Here is a 26,942-nt window from a genome sequence, read left to right as displayed (position 1 = left end):
AAAATTCATAGCTTGGTTTGTATTTCAACAGTTTATTGGCCAATTTGGCTGTTATTAGGTTTATAGGGATTCTAAATGAAAATTTTAGTTACTGGTGGTGCTGGTTTTATTGGTTCTGCTGTAATTCGCCATGTTATTAATAACACTGAAGATTCAGTTGTTAACGTGGATAAATTAACCTACGCAGGAAATTTAGAGTCTTTAGAGTCGATTGCACAAAGTGAACGTTACAGCTTTGAACAGGTTGATATTTGTGATGCTGTAGCGATTCAACGTGTGTTGGAGCAGCATCAGCCTGACATTATTATGCATTTGGCAGCGGAAAGTCATGTTGACCGCTCGATAGATGGGCCTGCGGAGTTTATTGGTACGAATATTATAGGCACTTATACGTTACTTGAAGCTGCGCGCCAGTATTGGCTGGCTTTAGATGCCGTTCGTCAAGCTCGTTTTCGCTTTCATCATATATCGACCGATGAGGTCTATGGTGATTTAGAAGGGCCTGAAGATTTATTTACTGAAATAACGGCCTACGCACCAAGCTCTCCGTATTCGGCATCAAAAGCGGCCAGTGATCATTTAGTGCGTGCATGGCTTCGCACTTATGGTTTACCAACGTTAGTAACAAACTGCTCTAATAACTATGGACCCTATCATTTTCCTGAAAAACTAATTCCATTGATGATTTTAAATGCACTTGAAGGTAAAGCACTTCCTGTTTATGGTAATGGGTTACAAATTAGAGATTGGTTGTACGTTGAAGATCACGCACGAGCACTGTACTTAGTCGCAACGCAAGGTGTTGTTGGTGAAACCTACAATATTGGTGGCCATAATGAAAAGGCAAATATTGATGTGGTTAACACTATTTGCGCGTTACTTGAAGAGTTAGTGCCAAGTAACCCTCATTCAAAAGCAAGTGGCAGCGAGCAAGGTTTTGCAGGATTAATTACTTACGTTAAAGACAGGCCCGGCCATGATGTGCGTTATGCCATTGATGCCACTAAAATTGCCAATGAATTAGGTTGGACTCCTGAAGAGTCTTTTGAAAGTGGTATTCGTAAAACGGTGCAATGGTATTTAGATAATCAAGCATGGTGGAGCCGTGTATTAGATGGCTCGTATGCTGGTCAACGATTAGGATTAGAGGGTTAAAGCTATGAAAGGAATAATTTTAGCTGGTGGTTCGGGTACTCGTTTGTATCCTATCACTCAAGGAGTGTCAAAACAGTTATTACCTGTTTATGACAAGCCGATGATTTTTTATCCTTTATCGGTTTTAATGCTTGCAGGTATTCGTGATGTATTAATTATCTCAACCCCTGAAGATATTGGCGGTTTTGAGCGTTTGCTTAGAGATGGTAAGCAGTTTGGTATCAATATTTCATACGCTGTGCAACCAAGTCCCGATGGATTAGCGCAAGCGTTTATTATTGGCGAAGAATTTATTGGGAGCGATAGTGTTTGTTTAGTCTTAGGTGACAATATTTTTTACGGGCAAGGTTTTACACCCAAGTTGCAAAATGCGGCGGCACGCCCAAATGGTGCCACTGTTTTTGGCTACCAAGTCAGAGATCCTGAGCGTTTTGGTGTGGTTGAATTTGATAGTGAGAATCGAGCTTTATCAATCGAAGAAAAGCCACTAAAGCCAAAATCACATTATGCAGTTACTGGCTTGTACTTTTATGATAATGATGTGATTGAAATTGCTAAATCGATTAAACCTTCTGCCCGTGGTGAGCTTGAAATTACGTGTGTAAATAATGAGTACCTAAAACGTGGCAATCTTAATGTGGAAATATTAGGTCGCGGTTTTGCGTGGTTAGATACGGGCACTCACGAAAGCTTGCTTGAAGCGAGTCATTTTGTGCAAACTATCGAGCACCGCCAAGGTTTAAAGGTTGCATGCCTTGAAGAAATTGCTTGGAACCGTGGTTGGTTAACAAACGATGCATTAGAAAAACAAGCATCGTTAATGAGCAAAAATAGTTATGGTCAGTACTTAAAGTCTTTAGTGAAGGGTAACTAGTGAGTTCAATCAATTTTATTGACATCAAATCATTAGGTGATAGCCGTGGTGATTTAATTTCACTCGAAGAGAATGGCAATATTCCTTTTTCAATCAAGCGAGTTTATTACATTTTTAATACCGAACAAGGCGTCGCTCGAGGTTTTCACGCTCATAAGGCATTGCGCCAAGTCGCTTTTTGTATTGCAGGCCAGTGTGAATTTATTTTAGATGATGGCCAGACTCGTCAAAGTGTGGTTTTAGATTCACCAACCAAAGGCATTTTGATTGAGCACATGCAATGGCGTGAAATGCACAACTTTAGTGAAGGTTGTATTTTGATGGTTATTGCTAGTGAGCATTACGACGAGAGCGATTATATCCGAGATTATGAGCAGTTTTTACGGGAAGTGAACCAATGATGATTCATCCTCTTGCAGACGTACATACAGATAAAATAGGTCAAGGGACACGAGTTTGGCAATTCTCGGTTGTACTTGATGGTGCAATTATTGGTGAAAATTGCAACCTCTGCGCTCATACCTTAGTAGAAGGTAATGTACTTATTGGTAATCGCGTTACGTTAAAAAGTGGTGTATTTCTCTGGAGTGGCTTAAGGGTTGAAGATGATGTATTCATTGGTCCAAATGCAACGTTTACCAATGATATACACCCCAGATCACAACAATACCCAGAGGAGTACCCTGTTACTTTAATAAAGAAAGGGGCTTCAATTGGTGCAAATGCTACCATTTTACCTGGTGTTATTATCGGTGAAAAAGCAATGGTAGGTGCCGGTGCGGTAGTCACCAAAAATGTAGCACCCTATTCAGTCGTAGTGGGTAATCCCGCTAAACATATTCGTTTTATTGATAAAGAGTCATCTTTAAATGTCTAAACAAGTTTCTTTTCTCGATTTAAAAAAAATTAATGCTCAATATCGTGATGAGCTGATTGCTGCTGCAACACGAGTTATAGACTCTGGTTGGTTTATTATGGGTAATGAAGTAACTCAATTTGAACAAGAGTTCGCATCTTATTGTGGTGTAAAGCATGCGATAGGCGTTGCCAACGGTTTAGATGCATTAAACTTGGTCCTTAGGGCATGGAAAGAGCTTGGTAAACTGCAAAATGGTGATGAAGTCATTGTTCCTGCAAATACATATATCGCAACGGTTTTGGCAATTACAGAAAATAATTTAGTCCCAGTATTTGTTGAACCCGATCCGGTAACATTTAATTTAGATCCAATCAATGTGATTGCTGCGCTTACAACAAAAACTAAAGTGCTTTTCCCTGTGCATTTGTATGGCCAATTAGCTGACATGAAAGCAATTAATAACATTGCAGCGCAGCATGGTTTATTGGTACTTGAAGATTGTGCTCAGGCGCATGGTGCTGAGTTAAACGGTGTGCGTGCGGGTAACTTTGCCGATGCGGCTGGTTTTAGTTTTTATCCAGGTAAAAATTTAGGCGCTTTAGGTGATGCAGGCGCAGTTACAACTAACGATGATGAACTTGCTACCACGATTAAAGCGCTACGCAATTATGGTTCACATAAACGTTATGAAAACTTATATAAGGGATTAAATAGTCGTTTAGATGAAATGCAAGCTGGGTTTTTAAGGGTTAAATTAAATCACTTAGACGCAGAGGTTGAGCGTCGTCGTCATATTGCAAATCGTTATATTAATGAAATTACTAACCCGTTAATTCAGTTGCCTTTTATACAGTCACAGCAAAGCCATGTTTGGCACCTTTTTGTAATTAAATCAGCTAATAGAGCAGTATTTAGTCAGTATTTAACTGATAACGGCATTCAAAATTTAATCCATTATCCAATTCCACCACATAAGCAACAAGCGTATTCGCAATATAATCACTTAACATTACCGCTTACCGAGCAGTTGCATAGAGAAGTATTATCTTTACCGATAGACCCAACAATGAGTGATGATGAGATAGCCTATGTAATTGATAGGGTGAATCACTTTACTGTATGAAGTTATTTAGTGTAACCATATTAAGTGGGCTACTGACCTTTCTTAATATGGTCAAAGGCTTTTTGATTTCTAAAGTTGTTGCGATTTATGCAGGCCCTGAGGGGGTTGCAATGATGGGGCAATTACAAAGCTTTGTAGCCGCTATTAATGGGTTAGTCTCAAATCAAATAGGTCAGGGTATTGCGCGTTTTACCGCTCAAAATGGAAGCGATGGGCAATCTCCTTCGCTTTATTGGCGTGCCGCAACTAAATTACTTGTTTATATTTTGTGTTTAGTTACACCTGTTTTTATCATTTTTTCATCGCAACTTGCTAATTGGTTAATAGGGTCAACAGAGCTTTATTGGATTATTGTGTTATTGATGGTTTTTCTGCCATTAAATATTTGTAATAGCTTTTTATTAAGTGTGTTAAATGGAAAAGAAGAGCATCTAAAATATATAACATCACTCATGCTCTCGACAGTTGCCTCAACAATAATGGCAATTGTACTCATTTATTTTTATGGTATTAATGGTGGCTTAGCAGCTGTTGCGCTAAATAATGCTTTAGCAGGCTTAATTGTAATAGCACGTGTCTATAAAGCAGAGTGGTTTAATTTAACGCAATGGTTTGGTCAAACTGATGCTGAAAAAATTAGTGTCATGTCTAAATACATGGCGCTTGGTGTTGTTGGTGCGTTGACTGGGCCGATGTCATTAATCTTTGTAAGAGAGACGTTAGAAAATAATATTTCTTTAGCTGCTGCAGGGAATTGGCAGTTAATGTGGAGCATATCAACGGCATTTATATCAGTCCTAACGACAGCCGTTGGAGTGTATTACTATCCCAAATTAGCTAAAAGTCGATATTTTGAACACTTAACCAGTGATACTTTAAAGGTTTTTATTTTAATCATACCGCTAGCCTTAATTGGTGCGGGGATGATCTATTTTATAAGAGTCGAATTAATCACTTTATTGGCAACTGAAGAGTTTAAATATACAGAAAAATTATTTGGTGTGCAGTTATTAGGCGACCTAGTTCGTATTTTAAGTTACATACCTGCATTGCTGTTAATGGCAAAAGGCTATTTTAAAATGAATGCAATATGTGAAATTATAGCAAGTTTAAATTTTGCAGTGATAAGCTATTTTTTAATCCCTGAGTTAGGAATTATAGGTGCAAGTTACGCTCACTTAATTAATTACGCTATTTATTTCTTGGTTGTTTCGACAGTATTTATTATCCATTTACGAAAAATGGACCGTTTTAGCGATGTTAAACAACAAGAAGTGGCTAGCATATGAAGACACCTTTAGTTTCTATTTTAATTCCCGTTTATAATGCTGAGTTATTTCTCACCGAATGTTTAGAGTCCTTAATTGGCCAAAGCTATCAAAATATAGAAGTGTTGTGTGTTAATGATGGCTCTAAAGATAGCTCTTTGGATTTGTTACACACATTTGCCAACAGCGATCCGCGAATTAAAGTGTTTGATAAAGCGAATGGTGGAGCATCATCGGCTCGTAATCTTGCGCTTAAACATGCCAAGGGTGATTTTATTTGCATGGTCGACTCTGATGATTATATCGCCAGTGATGCAATTGAAAGATTGGTGTCAACTATTATAAATACACAAGCAGATGCTGTGTTGTTTGATCTTTACTACCTATATCAAGATGGGGGTAGTGCAAAATTCAAACAGGTTGGAACGACTGGTTCAGTCACTGGTTTTGAGGCTTTAGAGCTATCATTAGACTGGACTATTTCAGGTGTTGGTATGTTTAGCAAAGCCGTGTTTAGCGGTGTTAGCTATGATGAGTCTAATCTTCATGGTGATGAGCTAACTACTCGGGTGCTGTTTTCGAAATGTCAGCGCGTAAGCTTTTCAACCGGAAAATATTTTTACCGCCAACATGGCAGCTCTTCAACATCAGCCTTTTCAATGAGTCGCTTTGGGTTGCTTGATAACCAGTTGAAAATAAGAAGTTTGCTTCAGGAACTGGGCTGTTTTGAGCTGTGTAAAGCACGATATTGCGCTCAATTAATGGTGTGTATTTGGTCTGCAGGAGTGGTTTTTAGTGAAAACAAACATCTTATGTCTCAGATTGAAATTGACGAAATAAGAAAGAGAATAACTATGTGTAGAGATGTAATGAAAAATCATTTTACATTTTCATCACTAAAGTATCATCGTCCTTTTTATATGTTCTTATTATTAAGTACTTTTAGCGCGGTTACTTTGAGAGTTGCAGCATTTTTATTCACCACTTTAAAAAAAATAAGTAGAAGATAAGATGCAAAGTAGTAATATTAATGTAGCAGAGCAACGTACTAGGCTGATTTTTTTAGATTTATTTCGTTTTGTTGCTGCATTAGCTGTTGTTTTATATCACTTAACTTATTTTTTACCAAGTAAACCTACAACTTTTGAGTTTTTTTCACCGGTCACTCAATATGGTTATTTGGGTGTTAATTTCTTTTTTATGATTAGTGGATTTGTTATTTATTTGTCAATAGAAAAGAAAGATTGGCGTGAGTTTATCGCTTCTCGAGTTAGTCGATTATTTCCTGCGTATTGGTTTGCGATACTTTTTACATCAGTGCTGTTTTTTAGTTTACCTGGGCACTTAGAGCTCCCTTTGTCAGTAAGTGATGTTTTAATTAATCGAACCATGCTACAAGATTTTTTAGATGTAACTCATGTTGATGGCGTTTATTGGACATTAACAATTGAGTTGGTTTTCTATTTTTGGATGTTTATTTTCATTTTTTGCAAAAGGCTTAGTGCGATCCCCTATTTTTTTCTTGCTCTGCTTTGCTTGGCCTTGTTGAGCTGTTTTGTTGAATTTCCTAAATTACTTAAAAGTGTTCCATTACTTGATTGGGTCTCTTATTTTTTATCGGGTATTATTTTTTATTTATTTTATAAAGGTAATAGGGCGCCAATATGGTTTTGCGCGTTAATTGTCAGTTTAGGCGTTTCGATGCTTAAAGCTGCAGACTACCTATTGTATTTTGATGTGGTGCAGCGTGCTGAGTTCTCATTGTTAGTAATAAATAGCGTTATAGTGGTAATGTACCTGCTTTTTATATTTTTAATAAAATACTCTAGTTATTTTGTAAAATATCTTAATGTAAAGTTGGTTGTTTTTTTAGGTGGGTTAACTTATCCACTTTATCTAGTGCATCAAAATGCAAGTTATATATTGTTTTCATATTTTGATGGTGTTAATGAATTTATTTTGTTGTTTTCTTTACTTGCAGCATGTTTGATTTTATCGACTTTTATTTATTTAATAATCGAAAAAAATCTTCACCACAAGTTAAGTCGTTTTACACATCGCATACTTAGCAGAGTTTTATTTTGTAAGTAAGCTTTGATTTTTAATTTTCTAAATTTAAGTCGATCAAATGTACAGTGTAATAATTCCTTTCTATAAACAAGCTGCATATGTTGAGCAGACGATTCAATCTGTGCTCTTGGCAATAGGGCCTAACGATGAAGTTATCGCTATTGATGATTGCTCCCCCGATAATACATGGCATGTATTACAGCATGTGACTTCAGATAGCCGTGTTAGAGTGTATCGGAATGAAGTTAATATGCGTCATGTTAAGACACTCAATCGTGCTGCTAATTTGGCTAAAGGAGAGGTATTAATTGTACTTGGCGGTGATGACTTGTTAGGTGAAAACTTTACCCATTGGCTAACTCCTCATTTTGATGGTGGTGCTGATATCGTTTTTTCACCTGTTAAGTTTTTTTACTCGACTGATATTCTTTCGCTAACAGATACTGCCATTGTTGATACGTTACAACTTAAGCTGACAAATGTGCTTTTTGGTTGGGGGAGTATTAATAAACGGAAATATAGTATTATTGGCTGTGCAATAAAAAAAGAGAGTTTCTTAAAGCTGGGTTGCTTTTCAACAGATGTTGTTATTGAAGATCATGATTTTTTTATTCGAGCGGCAAAGAATAATATGAAGTTGTTGTCTGTATCTGGAAGCTATTCGTATTATCGCCAATCAGCAGGAAGTATATCTAGTAACATGACTCGAATGATCAAAGAGGATTTTAAAATTATTAAAAGGCACACTCCTTGGTACTTAGCTATGCTAGTTATGGCTAAAAGGCTTGTTATATTTTCGTTGGTATATTTTAAACGTCAGATTTTGGGAAAAAAAGCTAAATGAAAAAGGTGCTTTGCATTTCCTTCCCTGCATCGAGTAACAATGGTGTAGGTTATTTTGATTATTACAATAAAAACCAAAATGCTGAGTTTTACTACTTTAGAAAAAGTATAAAAACTTTTTTTTCAGATTACATTTCGGTTATGCGTAAAGCCTTAAAATGTCAGGTTATAATTATAAATTATGTATCTTTGTTTTTGTTGCTAGGGCCATTGCTTCGTTGTTTCTTCAAGAAAGTCGTATTTATTCCTCACGAAGGAGAGCCTTTATTTCCAAAGCAGTTCAAACGGGCAATCCCTTTTCCAAGAAGCTTAATCTCTTCGCTTTTTCTTTCTCGTATTTGCGTTAAGTTAGCCAGTGAGACTTATTGCTTATCTACATTGCAAGCTAAATACTTAAGATCAAATGAAGATAAGGTTATTCGCTTTGGTATTAATCCAGACTTTTTGAAAAAGCCATTGTTACAACGACAAGGGTGTTTTTTTCCAAATCGTAAAAATGAAGAAATTAAAGGTTTTGAATTAATAAAGAAATGCCACTCATTTATTATTAATAATAATCACCAAGATTTAAATGCATCAGAAATGGCTTCATTTTATGCCGAAGCTAAAATTGTACTGATCCCATCATTAATAGAGACTTACTCATACTGTATGGTTGAAGCTATGTTAGCTAACTGTATTGTATTAACAACAAAAGACGTAGGGTTGGCTTATGATTTCTTTAATAAATATGATGAGGAAACTTTAAAGAGATATGGCCTTTTTATATTCGATTCAGCAGATTTGATGGTTGAGTATTTATTAAAAAACAAAGAATTATTAGAGAGGCAAGAATCAAATACGCACGGTTTGGCAATAGAGTTTGGATTGTCCGGAGAGGCTGCTCAATCAGTTTTAAATGAGCTAATTGAAAAATAAAATGATAAAAAATCAGTTTTATATATTCATTATAGGTTTGGCTTTTTTTAGCTTCTTTTCTTATAACTATTACAATTTATTACCTGCAAATGCGATATTTGAGCTTCTTGTGTTAAGTGCATTCTTTTTTGTTGCAAAAAGGATGCAGGTCAAAGCCTGGGTTGTTTTTGCAGCCTGTGTTTTTTATATTGTTTATACACTTTCTATTTCCTTAATTAATAACGTACACATTCAAGATTATTTTCTTGCCTATAAAACATTTGTTTATATAGCTATTCTTTGCTTTTTTAGTGGAAAAGAGTTGTTCGAGAAAACAGCGCTCATAAAGCTATATCATATAGTATTAGCTTTATTTATTTTAAAGTATGTGCTGTGGTTATTAATTGCTACCTTTGAAAGGCCGGGGGTCTTTACAGAGAATAATTTTGAATTAATGCTGCTACTATTTTTTTCGTTATCTGTGTATTCTGCCGTGGGTAAGTTATCTCGGGTAGAGTTGCTAACATTAGTTGCAATTGTGTTTTTGTCTGGCTCTCGCTCTGGTGTTTTAGCGCTTTTTGTAATGTTATGCATATTATATATTAAGTCTTTCGATTGGCGCACTATATTGAAAATAGGTTTACTTTCATTTGTTGGTGTGGGCGTCGGTCTTATATTTATAAGCCGTTTATCTGGTGGTGGAATTGAATCAATAGATCGATTTGTTTTCTTGCAAGGTTTTGTAATAGCTGTGATGGACTGGGGCTTGTTAGATTATTTAACAGGATCGCCTCCTTTAACAGCTTTGCCAGATGTTGTCTGTGAGCGGTTAGTTTTTTATAAGACCATGTTTAGCGCTGCAGATCCAAGTCGATGTTATTCAGTCATACTCCATTCTTATATTATAAGAGTATTGTTTGATCATGGAGTATTAGGATTAATTTTTATTTTTGGAAGTATCTGGACGTTAATAAAAATCAGCGGAATTTCTAATCGAGTTAACTTTGCAGCTTGTTCAATATTATTTTTTAATGGTTTATCTGTAAGCGCATTAAATAGTGTATATGCAATGATTGGTTTGATTATTTTACTGACAGCTACTGCCAAGCGCGAGTTAGTGGGTAAGACAGCTATTGAAAAATAATGTTATAAGTATTAGCTGATTGGCGCTCTCGGCAGGAATCGAACCTGCACTTTAGCCTCCGGAGGGCCACGTGATATCCATTTCACTACGAGAGCGTTTTGATGTGGTGAGCGTGAAGCTCGGTGGGAATGATAAATGTATCTTTAGCGAAATGCTAGCGCGAATATGCTAGATGCTTATTAAATCAGCGATATTTCCTTTTTTATTTTCTGTGTTAGGATATTTTCTAGCAATTTTAGTCAATTGCGCTTTAATTATGTAAGTAGTTTCACTTTTTTAAATTTGAATTCTAGGAGAGTCTGATGGCATTAATGACAATTGAGCAAGTTGCAGAATATTTAGGTGTCCAAGTTGAGCGTGTTAAACGTTTAGAGCGTGAAAGCTTGTTGATTGGTAAAGACAAAGATGATGCTGGCAATGCGATGTTTAATGAAGATGATGTACAGCGTTATAAAGAGCTAGCAGAGCGCATAGGCGGCATTTAACTCTTTAATAGTAGAAGTGTTTGGATTTGCTGATACGTCAGCCCAGCCTCTGGTTGCAGTTGGCGTGAAGCATACCAAAAGTAGCATAACAAACAGTAAATCAACTTAAAGCAATGGAGTTTTGCTTTGGCTTCGTCCAAACTTATTTCCAATGAATTGTGGCTTAAGTAAAACCTCAATAAATCGATTTCTGATTTATCCTCTAGTTTAAAATCACAGCACAGCGCAGCTAAATCAAAAAATACATCGTTGTTTGCTGCGTATTCAAAATCAATTAAGTACCATATTTTTTTATTCTCAGTGCTATTTACTATAATGTTGTTGATTAATAAATCATTGTGGCAACAACCAACAGTTGCTGTGAATTCTGTGATTTTGTTTAATAGGTCGGGAATTAAAGTTGAAAATTCAGTGTAAATTTCAAGTATTTGGTATTTTTGAAAGTAGTCTGAAAAATTAAGCTGTGGGCCTGTAAAAGCGTATTGATGTATTTGGCTGAGCAAGGTCAATAGCGGTTCAATTTCAAGCGTGTTAGGGCTTTCACCGGGCATAAAATCAAAGACGGCTAAATTAGCCTCGCTATCGGTTGCTATAACGTCTGGGCATAATTTAAACGATGCGAAATGCTGTTGTATTTGTAGCTGTTTTTTGGGAAAGCTTGCTTGATAAAATTTTAGTAAATATTCTTGTTTATTAGTTTTTAACCAATAATTAGCGTTACTCAATCCTGCTTTAAGGTATTGTGCTGATTGGAGCTGCTCACTAGGCAGCAACTTGCTAGTTACGCACAATAGTGCTTCAGGAAATGGCCCTGATATATTAAATTTAAGTGGGTGCACGGTCGGTTTCGATAGGGGTTTGCTGGTATTGCTGCTGCCAAGTTTTAAATCCCCACGCTGCCATTACGGTATAAAAAATAAAAAGAACTAGGGTTGGGTAGTAGCCTTTTTCGAAGTAGAGATACATAGATGCGGCATCAATTACAATCCAATATAGCCAGTTTTCGAGTACTTTTTGTGCGACTAAATAGGTACTTACAATAGCAAAGCAGGTAGTAAAGCTATCAAGGTAGGCAAAGTCGGCGTGAGTATAATTTTTCATGATAAAGCCAAAAGCAATGCTGGCAATTGAAGTGGCTAAAATAATATTGCAATGACGCTGGGCTGACCAAGATTGAATTGAGCTTGTGTTATTGTTTTTACGGCCTTTGAAGCGCCAAATAGTCCAGCCATAAATTGCCATTAAGAGATAATAGACATTCAGTGCTGATTCCATCAGTAGTGCGCCATTCCAAAAAAGTAATGTATAAATAGCGGTGCTAAAAAAAGCTGCCGGCCAACACCATAAGCTTTCTTTTATTGCGAGTAGTAAATAAGCCACAGAGAGCGTAACGGCTATATATTCCCAGTGAGACATTGCAGTGAAGCCGCTGAGAGTTGACGTTAAAAACTCGCTCATACTTGCTCAGGCGATAAATCACCATTAATAAATTTGCAAACAAAAATGGCTTTGCCAAATTCTTGGTACGAACGTTTTATTTCTAGGCTTAATACGCTCATTACTAAGTCATATTCGCCAAAAACTTGGGTCGACATAGTATTGGTGATGACTTTTAAGCCTGAGTGTTCATTTAAGCGGTCAATAAACCCTTTAATGAACGGAATGTAATCTTGATGCAGTGGGTATTTGCTAATTTCTACTGAAAGTTGCATTGCTTAGTCTCATAATTTGAAGAGGTAAGTAGATAGTTACTTACCTCTTAATTGATATTATTACGGCTTAAAAACCATAATTGAAGGTAATGCCAGCCACACGAGGCTCACCATATTGCACATAGGTATGCGTTTCGTAACCATCACGTGGGTCATTGCCAAACTCAAAACCGCGCACCGCATAGTCTTTATCAAATACATTGCGTGACCAAGCACTTAGCTCCCAGTTATCACGTTGATAGGCGATTTTTGCATTCATCAAGTTATAATTATTTGATTTTGAATAATGACTGTCAGAGAAGTAGTAATCGTCTTTGCCTTCGACGCCGATATTGATTAATACATGCTCAGAAGCGGCAAAATTAACATTAAACGCATATTGATATTTAGGTGCTTGAGCTTGTTCATCACCGTTTTTATCTAGGCCTGATGAGGTCACAAAATCATTGATTTTGGTTTCAAGGTAGCCAACACTGCCAGTTAGGGTGACACGATCAGTTAGTTGGTATGAACCATCAATTTCTAAACCATAGTTAGTACCAGAACTGGCATTATCAATATATCCGGCAAATTTTTGTCCTGCTATTTTCCAGTTTTTTAATTGAATGCCTTCACGATACATATAAAAGGCGGTTAAACGTAAAACGGTACGGTTATCAAGTGAAATGCCTTTTACGCCAAATTCAGCATTCCATAAGTATTCAGGGTCAAAATAATGGTTGTTCGCATCGATTTCGAGGCCGTCATCTTGTGCTTTTGCTAATGCTTCACCATTAATGCCACCGGCTTTATAGCCACGCGATAAGCTGGTGTAAATCATGGTACGGTCTTTTACATCATGCTCAAGCGCCAATTTCCCACCTAGCATGGTATCGTTGGTTTCTTGATTAAAACCGTTATTATCGAGGTAGTCACCTTGGTAATGCTCTAAACGTAAACCCGAAATCAAACGTGTTTTGTCGTCTATTTTATGTTCATATTGGCCAAATAGTGCGATGTTTTCAGTTTTATACGACGAAGTGAAATCATTTGATTGCCAAGTATATTGGCGCGTTAAATCGACATCACGACTTTGATAATAAAGGCCAGTGACCCAGTTTTGCTGTTTTCCTTTAAAGTTCAATTCTGCAGTGCGGTCGGCGCGGTCACGCAAATAGGCATCTGTTGAGCTATAACCCCAATCATGCAACCCAGCTTCACACAGTGTTGCTTGTTTGGCATCGTTACAAACCCAGTCTTCATCGTAGCTGTAAAGTAGCTCCGAGTTAATTGCTGTAAGACTAAATTCAACATTAGCAGCAGTTAAACCGGTATATTTATTGTGTAGGGCGAAGGCCTTACTTAATTGATTATCCTCACCGGGTTCATCGGCGACACTCGTGCGGCTATTATCTAGCGTAAAACCATCATAACCGTTATTGATATCGGTGTAGTGCACCGTTGCAAGGCTTGAAAACTCATCATTCCATTGCTGTGATACTTTAAAACGGCCTACAAATTCATCGCGGCCTTGGCTGTCTTTAATACCTAAATAAGGGTTGTTAACAAAACCGTCGCTGTTTGATTGATACACACTGCCATGAAATGCGGTTGAATCAGTTATACCTTGGCCAAAGGCGATGCCTGCTTCTGAGCTATTGTATGTGCCAGCGCCTAATTTGACTTTGAACTGCTGATCTTGACTCGGTCGGGCGGTATGAATATTGATCATGCCAGCAAGAGCATCGGCACCAAAGCGCGTGCCTTGTGGGCCGCGATAAATTTCTACTTGTTGGCTATCAAATAGAAGCGCAGCACCGCCTAAACCAGAATAATTAATGCCATCAATAATCACCCCAACTGATGGGTTGATAGGGTCTACAAACTGAGAGCGCAAACCAACACCACGAATTTGCACAAAACGACCACGCGAAGCACCTGCGGTAAAGTTAACATTGGCGGCAGCGGCCAGTAATTCGTCTAAGTAAGAGGCGTTTCGTTGATTAATTTCTGCTTCAGAAACAACCCAAGCACTCGCGCTTAGAGTTTGAATGCTTTCTTTTTTAAAATCCCCAGTGATTGAGATGCGCTCAATGTCACTGTCATCGGCAAGAAGAGGAAACGCTATCGCTTGGCTAATAGCGAGCGCGAGTAAAGAAGTACGTAAATTCATCAAAGTTCACTTGTCCTAATTTGGGGGTTGTAGTGTATAAAAAAGTCCAAACTTTATAAAGACATTGCCATTTTAGTTGGGTGTAAATTTGGCTTTATCATATAACCAAAGTGGTGGTTTGGGATTGAAGAGCTGTTACAAAATTAAATGTGTGATAGTTGTCATACCATGAGGCGGGCTTTGCTGTGTTATAAAGCCTGAAAATAATCGTTTAGAGGATTAATAATGGCTTTTCGAATAGATTTAAAAGTGCGTGATTATGAGTGTGATTTACAAGGTATCGTTAATAATGGCGTTTATTTTAATTATTTAGAGCATGCCCGTCATGAGTTTTTGCATGCTAATCAAATTGATTTTGCCAAACTGGCAGCCGATAAAATCAACTTGGTGGTGATCCGCAGCGAAATCGATTTTAAAGCATCGTTAGTGCCGGGTGATGAGTTTTATATTCTTGTAACACCTAAGCGCACATCAAAGCTTAAGTTTGCCTTTGAGCAGCACATCTTTAGAACGCGCGATGATAAATTAGTCGTTGCCGCGTTGATCACTGGTACATCGGTTAATGAACGTGGTCGCCCGTTTGTGCCAGCCGAGATTGACTTAGTATTTCCTCTTGAAGCAGCCGTAATTACAATAAATCGACACGCTTAAAAGTTAAATGATGGCGACCGGCCATAATGAGCTGGTCGTTTTCAACTTTTAAAAATGCTATTTGACTTAATGTACTAATGATTAGCTCTTCTTGTTGGTTAATCAGAGGTTTGCAAAGTTTACGGCTCATGCCGAGTTGCTCAATTTTAAATTGATTATCGGTGATTAAACCTTGGCCAAAAAAACGATTACATCCAGCAAAGCCATGCACTCTTAGGTCATTACTAAAGCTTATTCGAATTGCAGTATTGGTTAATACAACGTTGTCTAATTCAATGAGCTGATATTGATTAAATTTGATTTTGTTATTGAGCTGCTGGCTAGTTGATTGACATCCTGTCAGTAAAAACGTTAAACATAACGCAAGAATGGCGGCTAATCTCATGAAAATACTCAATATTGAAACAATTTTTGATCATAACAATTTTTTAAATCTGCGACTGTGGCTATTTCGTTAATAGTTTGCATGCCCTTATACTAAAAATTAACAGCTTTGCGATATTTGACTGTTGCGTCTCAAATTTAGGATCAGTACACTAAGCCCAGTTACTTGTCGGAGTGCCTATGTTAGGAAACTAACTGTGGCTGAGATCGCGAAAGCGGGATCCGTGAACCTGAACAGACTCATATCTGCGTAGGAAACAAGCTGCCCTCATTCGGGTGTGTTTGTGCACTCGAAAAACGTGCACACTCTGCCAAAATGATGCAATGACTTCGGTCGCCTTGAACCTTTTTTCAGTGTTTATGCACATATCTTGAAAGCCAAAGATCTCTGACAAGACCGTCATTCATATTTAATGAGGTGCGTCATGTCACAAAATAACAGCAATGCAAGCAAGCCGTCTCGTCGCGAAACGCGTCAGGCAGCGTCAGATTTTATTTATAACTTAACCGGTCAACCTTTCCCAAATTCTGCCAAAGTATATGTCGCTGGCGAGCAAAAAGGGGTAAATGTTGGGATGCGTGAAATCACCTTAGGCGATAGCTTCAAAGGTGGCACAGAAGAAAATCCAATCCTTGAAAAAAACGATCCGGTACGTGTGTATGATACGTCTGGCCCTTATACCGACCCAGATTTTACCCTTGATGTGCGCCATGGTTTGCCTAAGTTTCGTGAGCAATGGATTAAAGACCGTAATGATACCGAGTTACTTGACTCAGTCACCTCACAGTTTTCACAGCAGCGTATGGCTGATGAAGGCTTAGATCATATTCGTTTTGAGCATTTACCAAAAATTCGCCGTGCTGTGGCGGGGAAAAATGTCACGCAAATGCATTACGCGCGCCAAGGGATTGTCACGCCTGAAATGGAATATGTTGCGATCCGTGAAAATATGGGCCGTGCCAAATTACGCGAAGAAATTCTGGCGCAGCAGCATGCGGGTGAATCATTTGGTGCGAGTATTCCTGAATTTATTACCCCTGAATTTGTACGAGACGAAATCGCCCGTGGGCGAGCAATTTTACCAAACAATATCAATCACCCAGAATCCGAGCCGATGATTGTTGGGCGTAACTTTTTAGTTAAAGTAAACGCAAATATTGGTAATTCATCTGTCACTTCATCCATTGAAGAAGAAGTCGAAAAACTAGTCTGGTCAACCCGTTGGGGCGCGGATACCGTGATGGATTTATCAACCGGTCGTTATATTCACGAAACCCGTGAGTGGGTGGTGCGTAACTCGCCTGTGCCAATTGGCACTGTGCCAATTTACCAGGCACTTGAAAAAGTAAATGGCGTGGCTGAAGACCTAACGTGGGAAATTTTCCGCGATACCTTGATTGAGCAAGCGGAGCAAGGTGTTGATTACTTTACGATTCATGCTGGTGTGTTATTGCGCTATGTGCCAATGACCGCAAAGCGTGTCACGGGCATTGTATCGCGTGGCGGATCGATCATGGCCAAATGGTGTTTGGCACATCATAAAGAAAACTTCCTTTACACCCACTTTGAAGATATTTGCGAAATCATGAAGCAGTACGATGTGTGCTTCTCGCTCGGTGACGGCCTTCGTCCGGGTTCAATTGCCGATGCCAACGATGAAGCACAATTTTCGGAATTACGCACTTTAGGTGAATTAACTAAATTAGCGTGGAAACATGATGTGCAAGTGTTCATCGAAGGGCCAGGACATGTGCCCATGCATATGATCAAAGCCAATATGGAAGAGCAGCTTAAACATTGTGACGAAGCACCGTTTTATACGCTTGGTCCACTGACTACCGATATCGCACCTGGTTATGATCACATTACGTCAGGCATTGGGGCTGCGCAAATTGCGTGGTACGGCTGTGCCATGCTTTGTTATGTGACGCCAAAAGAGCATTTAGGCTTACCAAATAAAGAAGATGTAAAAGAAGGTTTAATCACTTATAAAATAGCAGCCCATGCCGCCGATTTAGCCAAAGGGCATCCGGGTGCACAAGTACGTGATAATGCACTGTCGAAAGCGCGCTTTGAATTTCGTTGGCACGATCAGTTCAACCTAGGTTTAGATCCCGATCGCGCTCGCGAATACCACGATGAAACCTTACCGCAAGAGTCCGGAAAAGTGGCTCATTTTTGCTCGATGTGTGGCCCTAAGTTCTGTTCGATGAAAATCTCGCAAGAGGTACGTGATTACGCCAATGATTTAGAATCACGTGGCATTGATCCTAACAATGCGGGGGAGGCCATCACCATCAAAATGGTGGATGTTGAAGCCCAAATGAAAGCTAAATCGGATGAGTTTAAACAATCAGGCTCTGAGCTTTATCATCCGGTTGGTTAGGTAAGCGAGAATGACCATGAAAAAACACATTGCTATTGTAGGGTTTGGTTTATCGGGAAGACTAGCCGCATTGCAGCTAGCAGATGAATTTTCACTGAGTATTTTTGAAGCGGGTGATTGTCATGCTAGTAAAAGCGCAGGGGCAGTTGCAGCAGCCATGCTCGCACCGCTTGCGGAATCTGTGCTCTGTGAACCTGATTTAGCCGAGCTTGGTTTGCGTGCTATTGCTCGCTGGCCGCAGATCATCAAGCATTTACAGGGTGAGGTGTTTTTTCAGCAACAAGGTGCGTTGATTGTGGCGCACCCTCAAGATTTTGCTGATTTGCAGCTATTTGCCAATCGGTTAAAGCCGCTTGAGCAGCAACAAGGTCAATGGCTTAATCGTGAACAAATTGCTCAATTAGAACCAGCGTTGAGTACTCGTTTTCAAAAAGGGATGTTTTTGCCCTGCGAAGGTCAGCTTGATAATGCAGCTTTTTATCAAGCTAGCTATCAGACCTTATTGGAAAAGGATATTGCGTGGCACTTTGGTAACAAGGTCACTATCAACGGTAATGAGGTCGCAGAGCAGATCTTTGATTTAGTGATTGATTGCAGAGGTTTGGGTGCCAAAACAGAGCGCTCAGGGCTTCGAGGTGTACGCGGCGAAGTCGCTCGGGTGTTTGCGCCACAAGTGACGTTATCGCGACCAGTGCGTTTAATGCACCCGCGTTACCCGATTTATATTGTGCCAAAACCAAACCATGAGTTTGTGATAGGTGCGACTGAAATTGAGTCGCAAGACGATGGCGCTGTTACGGTACGCTCAACCCTTGAATTGTTATCGGCGGCTTATACGATTGATTCCGGTTTTGCAGAAGCGGAAATCCTGAGTTTAAAAAGCGGCTTGCGGCCAAGCTTTGTCGATAATCGCCCCCAAATTACACTTAGCAAACAGCTAATCAGCATCAATGGTTTATATCGCCATGGGTATTTATTGGCGCCAGTGCTGGTGGATGAAGTGGTGCGCCAAGCTCGTCAACGCTTATTAGAATTAGATTTTATGCCAGCCAGCGAACATCTAGCTGGGCTTGTGCAACGGGTGGATTAATAAACATGAACATTATTTTTAATGGCCAAACTTTGGCTTTGGCAACCGCACAAATTAATTTAACCGAGCTGTTGCAGCACCAAGGTGCACAAGAGCCGTTTGCGGTGGCAGTTAATCAAGCATTTGTGCCACGCAGTGAGTGTGATGACTATCAAATACAAGCTGGCGATAGCATTGAGTTACTGTCGCCCATTCAAGGCGGTTAATCATGGCATTATTTGATAAGCCTTTGACTATTTATGGCAAAACGCTGAACAGCCGTTTATTTATTGGTTCGGCACTTTATCCGTCACCGCAAGTGATGCTCGATTCAATTGTTGCATCGAATGCCTCGGTGGTGACGGTGTCATTGCGTCGCCAAGGGACCGTTGAAGCTGGTGCCGATTTTTGGCAGCTAATAAAACAAACGGGGCTCGATATTCTGCCCAATACTGCAGGTTGTTATAGCGTTAAAGAAGCGGTGACGTTAGCGCAAATGTGCCGCGAGGTGTTTCAAACGAATTGGATTAAACTGGAGTTATTAGGCGATGAATATAACTTACAGCCCGACCCAATTGCATTGCTTGAGGCGACACGTCTTCTCATTGCCGAGGGTTTTGAAGTGTTGCCGTATTGCACTGACGATTTAGTGATTTGCCAAAAGTTAGTGGAGCTTGGCTGCGAAGTTCTCATGCCATGGGGCGCACCGATTGGTACAGGCAAGGGATTACTGAACCCTTATAACCTTAGAGTGATCCGCGAGCGCCTACCCAATACCACGTTATTAGTTGATGCGGGGTTGGGTTTGCCTTCTCATGCCTGCCAAGCGATGGAAATAGGGTATGATGCGGTTTTACTTAATTCTGCGATTGCACAAGCAGGCAACCCCATTTTAATGGCTAAGGGGTTTGCTGCGGCGGTCGAAGCCGGGCGTGCGGGCTATTTAGCCCAAGCTATGCCCGAAAAAGAGTTGGCTAAACCTTCAACGCCAACCATGGGCATGCCGTTTTGGCACCAGAATTAGACACAAATAAAATTACAATTGTTGAATCAATTGGTCAGAGTGAGTAGTGAATTTTGAAAAGTATTATTTGGACAATCGCAGGTTCTGATAGCGGCGGTGGAGCGGGTATTGCAGCCGATATTAAAGCAATTGAAAGTTTTGGTGGTCATGCTTGCACCCTTATCACAGCACTTACCGCACAAAATAGTATGGGTGTTGAGGCTATTAATGCGGTCAGTATTGAAGTGCTAGAATCCCAGTTTGCTGCGCTTGAAAGTGATATGCCCGCCGCCGTGATTAAAATTGGTTTGCTTGCCAATATTCAACAAGTTGAATTTGTGGCCGCTAAGCTTGCTCATTTTAAAGCCAATTGGCCAACCCCTCCTTTAGTGGTCTATGACCCTGTTGCAGTGGCGTCAAGTGGCGAAGCGTTAACCGAAGATGACATTATTCCTACCCTCAAAAGCACCTTGTTACCGCTGGTGGATGTGATCACCCCGAATACTCAAGAAACCCAAATTCTCACTGGTCATTATTTAATTGGCCCAAGCGCTGTGCGTGATGCCTGTGAAGCCTTTTTTAATTTAGGTGTAGGCGCAGCTGTGATTAAAGGTGGACATTGGGATTACCCACAAGGGTATTGTGTGGATTACTGTGCTGTGCCAGGGCAAGAATACTGGTTAGGTAATAAAAAAATAATTGCGCCGCATAGTCATGGCACTGGGTGTAGTTTTGCCTCAAGTATCGCTGCGTGTTTAGGGTTAGGCTATCCACTTAAAGATGCCTTTATTTTAGCAAAAGCTTATATTAATCAAGGTTTAAAAGTTTCTGTGCGTATTGGGCAGGGCATTGGACCTGTGACTCATAAAGGGTTCCCCCATGATTTAGCTGATTTTCCAACTGTGATTGAAGCTGGCAGTTGGTTGGGCAAAGAGCTTGAATTAGAGCCTTGGGAACGCACCGTGGTGACAGAATTTGCACCTTCTGAAACACAACAATTGGATTTATATGCAGTGGTTGATAACTGTGACTGGCTGAAACTTTGCCTTGAAAATGGCATTCAAACCGTCCAACTTCGAATAAAAAATAACGACGCCCCAGATTTAGCCGTTCAAATTCAAACGGCTGTTGCCCTTGGGCAGCAATTTCAGGCACGCGTGTATATTAATGATCACTGGCAACTGGCGATTGAGCACGGTGCCTATGGGGTACATTTGGGCCAAGAAGATCTTGATACTGCTGATTTAGCAGCCATTAAAGCAGCTGGATTAAAGCTTGGCTTATCGACTCATGGCTTTTATGAAATGCTCAGAGCACATAATTATCAACCGAGTTATTTAGCCTTTGGCGCGATTTACCCAACAACCACCAAAGATATGACAGGGCAAATTCAAGGTCTTGAAAAATTAAAACATTTTGTGCCTTTGATGAAAGCATACCCGACTGTTGCAATTGGTGGCATTGATTTGGCAAGAGCGCCAGAAGTCGCCGCAACAGGTGTTGGCAGTGTCGCCGTGGTGAGGGCGATTACAGAAGCAGCTGATCCGATACTTGCGATAAGCCAATTACAACAGGCCATTAAGGTTCAAGACTAAGCGTATAAAGTGCCATGATGGAATTATCAGAGAAAGAACAAGTGCGTTATAGCCGACAGTTAATGTTAGCGCAGGTTGGTTTTACTGGGCAGCAAAAGCTCAAGCAAAGCAAAGTATTAATTATTGGCGCTGGTGGGCTTGGCTCACCAGCTGCACTGTATTTAGCAGCTTCAGGTATTGGCCATCTGACTTTAATTGATGATGACAAAGTTGAACTTAGCAATTTGCAGCGCCAAATTCTTTATAAAGTGAATCATTTAGGTCAAGAGAAAGTTATTGCAGCGCAAAAAAGCTTACTGAGTTTAAATAATCAAATTGAATGTATTGGTATCGCTGATAAATTAACGTCGCACAATGCTGAAAAATTAATTGCCCAGCATGATGTTATTCTCGATTGCAGCGATAATTTTGCGACCCGTTATTTAGTTAATCAATATTGTGTGCAATTACATAAGCCTTTGATTGCAGGAGCTGCAATTGCAACCCAAGGTCAATTAATTTGTATTGCCAATCACCTTCAATCCCATCGAGACACACATGGGTGTTATCAGTGTATCTTTCCCCCTTCATCAGCTCAGCAAAATTTAAATTGCAGTAATGCCGGTGTGTTTGCTCCTTTACTTGGCATCATGGGCGCTATGCAAGCACAGCAATGTCTCAATGTGCTGCTTGACCATGATTTTACCTCTCAGTTTATTGCATTTGACGCAATAAGCTTTAGGCAAACGCGTTTGTCGATCACTGCTGATGACAGTTGTTTAATTTGTAGAGCATGCTAGAAGGCTAGATTTACAAATTTTGACAAATAAGCTGTGACCAAAGGTGTTAATTGTGCCTAAATTGTTATATTTTGTTTAACAACTTAATTAACAATTGTGGTTTTCAAGGATGGCATTGCTCAGCCCACTTTTATTTGCGTCTAGCTTGTTCATGGCAGGGGTCGAAAATCCAGTTTATCTGGCTAAATTCGAAAATAAACAACAAGAAATTAAAACGCGAATTAGCTTTCATCATGCATTACTTGCTGATGATGAAAAAGGGATTTTATTACAATTAAGTAACGCAGAAGTGTTGCTATTAAAGCAAAGCGGCATCTCTCTTAGTTCAGCCGATGAACTTTGGAGCCATAAAGTTGAGCGAGCGCGCAGTCAGCATGCATTAGCTCAAGCACAAACCAGCGGTATTACGGGTTATCCTTGTTATGCAACTGTAGAGGAAACGTTTGCTCAAGCTGAAAAACTAGCGAATGATTATCCCGATTTAACCCAATGGATTGATATTGGTGATTCTTGGCAAAAACAGCATGGTGAAGTGGGTTTTGACCTTAATGTACTAAAAATCGGCAATAAATCATTAGTTAATCCGCCGGTATTATTTATTCAAAGTGCTTTGCATGCGCGCGAATATGCAACAGCGGGACTCACTCTTGATTTCGCAAAAGTCTTGTTAGAAGGGGCTAAGTCAGATCCTGATATTGCTTGGATTTTAGCGCGTCACCAAATTCATATTTTATTTCAATCAAATCCTGATGGTCGCAAGATAGCTGAACGAGGCTACTTACAACGAAAAAACTATAATGAAAACCATTGTGCGAGTACTAAAGTTGGTGTTGATTTAAACCGGAATTTTTCTTTTGGCTGGAATACAGTTGAAGGTGGTTCAAGCGGCCAAGCATGCCAAGAAACTTACCGTGGGCCTTCTGCGGGCTCTGAACCTGAAGTTGCCGCCATCGAAAGTTATATTCGAACGCTGTATCCCGATGTGCGCGGTGAAAATGATACCGATGCAGCACCCAATACCACACAAGGTCTTTACCTCGATATTCATAGTTACAGTCGGTTAATTTTATGGCCTTGGGGTCATACCGAGCAACCTTCACCTAATCAGAAAGGATTCGAAGCGCTGGGTAAGAAATTAGCTTATTTTAACAATTATTTACCGCAGCAATCGGTTGGTTTATATCCGACCGATGGAACCTCCGACAACCTTGCTTATGGTGAGCTGGGCGTCGCACATATTACCTTTGAGCTTGGAACTGATTTTTTTCAATCGTGTAGCTATTACGAGCAAGTATTAAAACCAGATAACATAGAGGCACTTCTTTATGCTGCCAAAGTTGTTGAAGCGCCATACTTGTTAAGCCAAGGGCCTGATATTGAAAATATTGAACCGCTTGGGATGCAAGATGGTTCAATCAGTATCAAAGCTGTGGCAACAGAAGCGCGTTTTAGCAAACGAAATGGCGGTTTACCCATGCATGCAATTGCGCAGACTTATTACAGTGTCAATAGCTACCCTAATCCGAATAATTTAAAAACGGCTAATTTTGCCGATGGCATGGCCAATTCTGAAAGTGAAACTATTATTGCTCAACTTAATGATAGTGATTTGATCGATGGGCAGGCGACTGTTTATTTTAAAGCGCAGGATATTGAGGGAAATTTTGGCCCAGTATCAGCATTTAAAATAGATACTCGGTTACCTCAGTTGCAGGCAAGTGTCGATTGTGTCGGTGCAAAATGCGAGTTCAAAGCAGAAAACTTATCGGCTGATTTTAGCTATTTGTGGCAGCTTCCTGATGGGCGCACAAGTACAGAAAAAACAGTTACTTTTGTTCTGCCGCAAATGGGAGAGCAAACCATCTTATATCAATTAAGCAATAAGTATTCAGTGCAAGGCCAGCTTAATGTCATTGCAAATGTGACGCAGTTAATTGAACCACAAGCTAGTTTTACTGAGCAATGCCAAGGATTTATTTGTCAGTTTGATGCATCAGGCAGTCAAGATGCCGATAGCTTAGGACTCAATTACGAGTGGAAAATTGATAATAAAGTTGTGTCTTCAGAGCTAGGTTATCAACATGATTTTGTTCAAGCTGGCAGCTATGATGTGCAGCTGCAAGTGACCGATGAGCATGGCCAAATTTCACAGCAGCGTTCTACCATCAGTTTGGCAGCTCCTGTAGTTGTTGAGTCACCAGAGGTTGTTACCCCAGAAGCGAAAAAATCTGGCGGAGCGGCCTTTTTGGGTGGGTTGATTGCACTGTTTGGGTTGTTAATATTACGTCGTCGCAGGGCTTTATGATTTATTGTATTTAAGTTAAACCCCATAATAAAAAAAAGGTCTGCACTGCAGACCTTTTTTATTATTTGAGAGCAGGCGAATATTATTGAGTGCTTGTCTCTTCTTTGTCTGTAATTGTGGCAAAAGGTTGACCTAGGCGAGTGACTGTTCCTGGTACTTCAGTTGCTAAAAATTCAGCGACATTTTGCGGCCAAACTAAAATAACGGTCGAACCGAGTTTAAAGCGGCCCATTTCTTCGCCTTTTTTCAACGTGATTTTTTCGGCTTTTGAAATTGGGTAGTTCCAGCTAAAGACTTTTTTACCCGCTGGTGGTGTTACTGTTCCAGCCCATATTGTCTCTATGCTTGCAACAATGGTGGCGCCAACTAGTACCATCGCCATAGGGCCTATTTCAGTATCAAAAATAGCCACTACACGCTCATTACGCGCAAATAAATTGGGGACATTTTGCGCTGTGAGTGGGTTTACTGAAAATAAATCGCCCGGTACATAAATCATTTTGGTTAATGTGCCGTCAATTGGCATATGAATACGGTGATAGTCTTTAGGGGCCAAGTAAATCGTGGCGAATTTACCACCTTGAAATGGCATTGCTGTGACTTCGTCACCACCCAATAACCCTTGCAGGCTAAAATCATGGCCTTTAGCTTGAATTAAACGGTCATCTACAATATCACCAAGCTGACTGATTTTACCATCGACAGGATGGGCAATTATGCTTGGGTCTTGTGCAATGGTACGTAAACCTGGCTTTAAAGGGCGGGTAAAAAACGCATTAAAACTTTTATAATGCTTTGGGTTTTCGTATTCCGCTTCAGACATATCTATTTGATATTGTTTGATAAATGCTTTAATCAATGACGTTGTAACAACGCCTGCTTCAGCGGCTGCTAACTTACCGACTATGCGCGATACTAAATGCTTTGGCATAGCGTACTGCATTGCAATTTTAAATTTATCCAAGCTCACGTTGTTCATTCCAAAAGAAATTTTTCCAATTCTAGCGAAAACTCAGCCACAAGACCAAATGATTTTATTTTGTGCTTAAACTCGAGGGTTGCGCGCTCCCGCTCGGCCATCTTCCATTGAAAGCAAAATCTTATGATAGCTATCAAAGCGCAACTGCGAAATTTTGCCTTCATTAAGAGCTTCGGTTAATAGGCATCCTGGGTCATTAAGGTGTTTACAATCACGGAATTTACAGCCGCCTAAATACTCGCGAAACTCGGTAAAACACCATGTCACACGGTCAGGATCAATATGCCAAAGGCCAAACTCTCGAATGCCGGGAGAATCAATTAAATTGCCGCCACTTGGCAAGTGGTGCAGTGTAGAAACTGTAGTGGTATGTTGCCCAAGACCGCTATTTTCAGACACTATTTTGGTTAAAATTTGGCTGTCAGGTAATAAACTGTTTACTAAGGTTGATTTACCAACACCACTTTGACCAACAAAAATGCTATTTTTGTCGACCAAAATTGTTTTTAATTCATCTATTCCTTGGCCTGTTTTGGTACTAATTAAATGTACGCGATAGCCAATGCTGCGATAGATATCGAGCACTGCATCAATTTCAGCTAAGGTTTCTGTACTCAGTAAATCGGTTTTATTCAGAATAAGGATGGGTTCGATACCCATATCTTCACAGGCAACCAGATAACGATCGATGATATTTGGAGTGAACTCCGGTAATGCCGCTGAAACCATAAGAATTTGGTCAATATTTGCTGCAACTACCTTTATACCATCGTAAAAGTCAGGACGAGTAAGTTGACTGGTTCGCTCCTCAACAGCTTCGATTACACCCGCTAAGTCACCCTCACTTACTTTGGCTCTTCTAAATATAACGCGATCACCGCAGACTATATTGCTTACTGTTCGGCGAATATTACAGCGTAAGCGTTCATTATCGCTGGTTTCGATATCGGCGTGTTGTCCAAAACGACTGATCACTAAGCCTGGTTCAGCCACACCTAAATTATCATTTTGCCATGAATCATCTTTTTTAGTGCTGCTTTGTTTAGCTGTACTTAAGCGTTTCTCATGGTTGGCTTGGATCCGACGGGATTGGCCATTACTTAGTTTCTTTCGTTTTGTCACTTTTCGCCTATAACTTAATTAAAAGGAGTGCTTTTTAAAAAAAGCATTTTATCCACACTCGAAGCGTAATATGATATATGTAATTG

Annotated in this window: 26 protein-coding genes, 1 tRNA gene, 2 pseudogenes and 1 riboswitch; of the genes and pseudogenes, 21 read left to right on the top strand and 8 right to left on the bottom strand. The window is 39.8% G+C overall.

All coding sequences use genetic code 11. From position 1 onward, the window contains the following. Window positions 1-75: 75 nt before the first annotated feature. The 12 genes and pseudogenes from rfbB (at window position 76) to AC3KZC_RS14920 (ending at window position 10,233) form a co-directional block, all read left to right on the top strand. Window positions 76-1,155: a dTDP-glucose 4,6-dehydratase gene (gene rfbB, locus AC3KZC_RS14975; protein ID WP_490577717.1), complete on the top strand. Its 1,080-nt coding sequence runs from the start codon at window positions 76-78 to the stop codon at window positions 1,153-1,155. A 4-nt stretch (window positions 1,156-1,159) separates the two neighbouring features. After that, window positions 1,160-2,029, top strand: a complete 870-nt coding sequence (rfbA, locus tag AC3KZC_RS14970; protein ID WP_490577716.1) for a glucose-1-phosphate thymidylyltransferase RfbA — start codon at window positions 1,160-1,162, stop codon at window positions 2,027-2,029. Continuing rightward, the gene (locus tag AC3KZC_RS14965; protein ID WP_490577715.1) at window positions 2,029-2,430 is read left to right on the top strand and encodes a sugar 3,4-ketoisomerase; all 402 of its coding nucleotides are present in this window, start codon (window positions 2,029-2,031) and stop codon (window positions 2,428-2,430) included. Before rfbA ends, AC3KZC_RS14965 begins: the two co-directional genes overlap by 1 nt. Further along, window positions 2,427-2,549, top strand: a pseudogene (locus tag AC3KZC_RS14960) (N-acetyltransferase); the annotation flags it as partial. The gene AC3KZC_RS14965 and the pseudogene AC3KZC_RS14960, both read left to right, overlap by 4 nt. A 24-nt stretch (window positions 2,550-2,573) precedes the next feature. After that, window positions 2,574-2,873, top strand: a pseudogene (locus AC3KZC_RS14955) (acyltransferase); the annotation flags it as partial. 25 nt (window positions 2,874-2,898) lie between these two features. Continuing rightward, window positions 2,899-4,011, top strand: a complete 1,113-nt coding sequence (locus AC3KZC_RS14950) for a DegT/DnrJ/EryC1/StrS family aminotransferase (RefSeq protein WP_490577714.1) — start codon at window positions 2,899-2,901, stop codon at window positions 4,009-4,011. Then, window positions 4,008-5,300 (top strand): O-antigen translocase, encoded by a 1,293-nt coding sequence (locus tag AC3KZC_RS14945; protein WP_490577713.1) that lies wholly within the window; start codon window positions 4,008-4,010, stop codon window positions 5,298-5,300. Before AC3KZC_RS14950 ends, AC3KZC_RS14945 begins: the two co-directional genes overlap by 4 nt. Continuing rightward, complete coding sequence (locus tag AC3KZC_RS14940; RefSeq protein WP_490577712.1) at window positions 5,297-6,289, top strand: glycosyltransferase family 2 protein; 993 nt, start codon at window positions 5,297-5,299, stop codon at window positions 6,287-6,289. The genes AC3KZC_RS14945 and AC3KZC_RS14940 overlap by 4 nt, the downstream gene beginning before the upstream one ends. Window position 6,290: 1 nt before the next feature. After that, entirely contained in the window at window positions 6,291-7,370 is a 1,080-nt protein-coding gene (locus AC3KZC_RS14935) for an acyltransferase family protein (RefSeq protein WP_490577711.1), read from the top strand. A gap of 37 nt (window positions 7,371-7,407) precedes the next feature. Next, a complete protein-coding gene (locus tag AC3KZC_RS14930; RefSeq protein WP_490577710.1) occupies window positions 7,408-8,193 on the top strand; it encodes a glycosyltransferase family 2 protein in 786 nt (261 codons plus the stop codon). After that, window positions 8,190-9,110 carry a glycosyltransferase family protein gene (locus AC3KZC_RS14925; RefSeq protein ID WP_490577709.1) on the top strand — a complete coding sequence of 307 codons (921 nt, stop codon included), beginning with the start codon at window positions 8,190-8,192 and terminating at the stop codon, window positions 9,108-9,110. Before AC3KZC_RS14930 ends, AC3KZC_RS14925 begins: the two co-directional genes overlap by 4 nt. Next, entirely contained in the window at window positions 9,100-10,233 is a 1,134-nt protein-coding gene (locus tag AC3KZC_RS14920; protein ID WP_490577708.1) for a hypothetical protein, read from the top strand. The genes AC3KZC_RS14925 and AC3KZC_RS14920 overlap by 11 nt, the downstream gene beginning before the upstream one ends. A gap of 20 nt (window positions 10,234-10,253) precedes the next feature. On the opposite strand, the gene AC3KZC_RS14915 is transcribed toward AC3KZC_RS14920, so the two are convergent. Beyond that, window positions 10,254-10,328 (bottom strand) — tRNA-Arg (locus AC3KZC_RS14915). A 207-nt stretch (window positions 10,329-10,535) separates the two neighbouring features. On the opposite strand from AC3KZC_RS14915, the gene AC3KZC_RS14910 reads away from it, so the two are divergent. After that, window positions 10,536-10,718, top strand: coding sequence for a MerR family transcriptional regulator (locus AC3KZC_RS14910; RefSeq protein WP_009838177.1), 183 nt, complete (start codon window positions 10,536-10,538; stop codon window positions 10,716-10,718). Here AC3KZC_RS14910 and AC3KZC_RS14905 read toward each other — a convergent pair. The 4 genes from AC3KZC_RS14905 to AC3KZC_RS14890 form a co-directional block, all read right to left on the bottom strand. After that, window positions 10,715-11,557 (bottom strand): phosphotransferase family protein, encoded by an 843-nt coding sequence (locus tag AC3KZC_RS14905; protein WP_490577707.1) that lies wholly within the window; start codon window positions 11,555-11,557, stop codon window positions 10,715-10,717. The two genes, AC3KZC_RS14910 and AC3KZC_RS14905, sit on opposite strands and share 4 nt — an antisense overlap. Beyond that, window positions 11,544-12,176, bottom strand: a complete 633-nt coding sequence (pnuC, locus tag AC3KZC_RS14900) for a nicotinamide riboside transporter PnuC (RefSeq protein ID WP_490577706.1) — start codon at window positions 12,174-12,176, stop codon at window positions 11,544-11,546. The genes AC3KZC_RS14905 and pnuC overlap by 14 nt, the downstream gene beginning before the upstream one ends. Then, the gene (locus AC3KZC_RS14895) at window positions 12,173-12,430 is read right to left on the bottom strand and encodes a YkoF family thiamine/hydroxymethylpyrimidine-binding protein (protein WP_490577705.1); all 258 of its coding nucleotides are present in this window, start codon (window positions 12,428-12,430) and stop codon (window positions 12,173-12,175) included. Before AC3KZC_RS14895 ends, pnuC begins: the two co-directional genes overlap by 4 nt. Before the next feature lie 67 nt (window positions 12,431-12,497). Further along, entirely contained in the window at window positions 12,498-14,582 is a 2,085-nt protein-coding gene (locus AC3KZC_RS14890) for a TonB-dependent receptor (RefSeq protein ID WP_490577704.1), read from the bottom strand. 225 nt (window positions 14,583-14,807) lie between these two features. Between AC3KZC_RS14890 and AC3KZC_RS14885 the strand changes: the two genes are divergently transcribed. Next, entirely contained in the window at window positions 14,808-15,233 is a 426-nt protein-coding gene (locus AC3KZC_RS14885) for an acyl-CoA thioesterase (RefSeq protein ID WP_490577703.1), read from the top strand. Here the strand turns inward: AC3KZC_RS14885 and AC3KZC_RS14880 are convergent. Next, a complete protein-coding gene (locus tag AC3KZC_RS14880; protein ID WP_490577702.1) occupies window positions 15,211-15,618 on the bottom strand; it encodes an META domain-containing protein in 408 nt (135 codons plus the stop codon). The genes AC3KZC_RS14885 and AC3KZC_RS14880 overlap by 23 nt on opposite strands. 159 nt (window positions 15,619-15,777) lie before the next feature. Then, window positions 15,778-15,891, top strand: a riboswitch (TPP riboswitch). 151 nt (window positions 15,892-16,042) lie between these two features. Between AC3KZC_RS14880 and thiC the strand changes: the two genes are divergently transcribed. The 7 genes from thiC to AC3KZC_RS14845 all read left to right on the top strand — a co-directional run bounded on the left by thiC (window position 16,043) and on the right by AC3KZC_RS14845 (window position 24,755). Beyond that, window positions 16,043-18,004, top strand: coding sequence for a phosphomethylpyrimidine synthase ThiC (gene thiC, locus AC3KZC_RS14875; RefSeq protein ID WP_490577701.1), 1,962 nt, complete (start codon window positions 16,043-16,045; stop codon window positions 18,002-18,004). A 16-nt stretch (window positions 18,005-18,020) separates the two neighbouring features. Beyond that, window positions 18,021-19,094: an FAD-dependent oxidoreductase gene (locus AC3KZC_RS14870; RefSeq protein ID WP_490577700.1), complete on the top strand. Its 1,074-nt coding sequence runs from the start codon at window positions 18,021-18,023 to the stop codon at window positions 19,092-19,094. 5 nt (window positions 19,095-19,099) lie between these two features. Then, window positions 19,100-19,300, top strand: coding sequence for a sulfur carrier protein ThiS (gene thiS / locus AC3KZC_RS14865; protein WP_490577699.1), 201 nt, complete (start codon window positions 19,100-19,102; stop codon window positions 19,298-19,300). A gap of 2 nt (window positions 19,301-19,302) precedes the next feature. Beyond that, a complete protein-coding gene (locus AC3KZC_RS14860) occupies window positions 19,303-20,097 on the top strand; it encodes a thiazole synthase (RefSeq protein WP_490577698.1) in 795 nt (264 codons plus the stop codon). A gap of 53 nt (window positions 20,098-20,150) precedes the next feature. Further along, complete coding sequence (gene thiE, locus AC3KZC_RS14855; protein ID WP_490577697.1) at window positions 20,151-21,671, top strand: thiamine phosphate synthase; 1,521 nt, start codon at window positions 20,151-20,153, stop codon at window positions 21,669-21,671. Window positions 21,672-21,685: 14 nt separating this feature from the next. Continuing rightward, window positions 21,686-22,450 carry a HesA/MoeB/ThiF family protein gene (locus AC3KZC_RS14850; protein ID WP_490577696.1) on the top strand — a complete coding sequence of 255 codons (765 nt, stop codon included), beginning with the start codon at window positions 21,686-21,688 and terminating at the stop codon, window positions 22,448-22,450. Window positions 22,451-22,559: 109 nt separating this feature from the next. Next, on the top strand, window positions 22,560-24,755 hold the full coding sequence (locus AC3KZC_RS14845; protein WP_490577695.1) for a M14 family zinc carboxypeptidase: 2,196 nt from the start codon (window positions 22,560-22,562) through the stop codon (window positions 24,753-24,755). Window positions 24,756-24,837: 82 nt separating this feature from the next. Here AC3KZC_RS14845 and asd read toward each other — a convergent pair whose 3' ends face one another. Continuing rightward, window positions 24,838-25,725: an archaetidylserine decarboxylase gene (asd, locus tag AC3KZC_RS14840; RefSeq protein ID WP_490577694.1), complete on the bottom strand. Its 888-nt coding sequence runs from the start codon at window positions 25,723-25,725 to the stop codon at window positions 24,838-24,840. 75 nt (window positions 25,726-25,800) lie between these two features. After that, window positions 25,801-26,856 (bottom strand): small ribosomal subunit biogenesis GTPase RsgA, encoded by a 1,056-nt coding sequence (gene rsgA / locus AC3KZC_RS14835; protein ID WP_490577693.1) that lies wholly within the window; start codon window positions 26,854-26,856, stop codon window positions 25,801-25,803. Between the last annotated feature and the right edge of the window lie 86 nt (window positions 26,857-26,942).

It is taken from the genome of Pseudoalteromonas sp. J2K-J031 (assembly GCF_058197095.2).
This window is presented reverse-complemented; position numbering and strand designations above follow the sequence as displayed.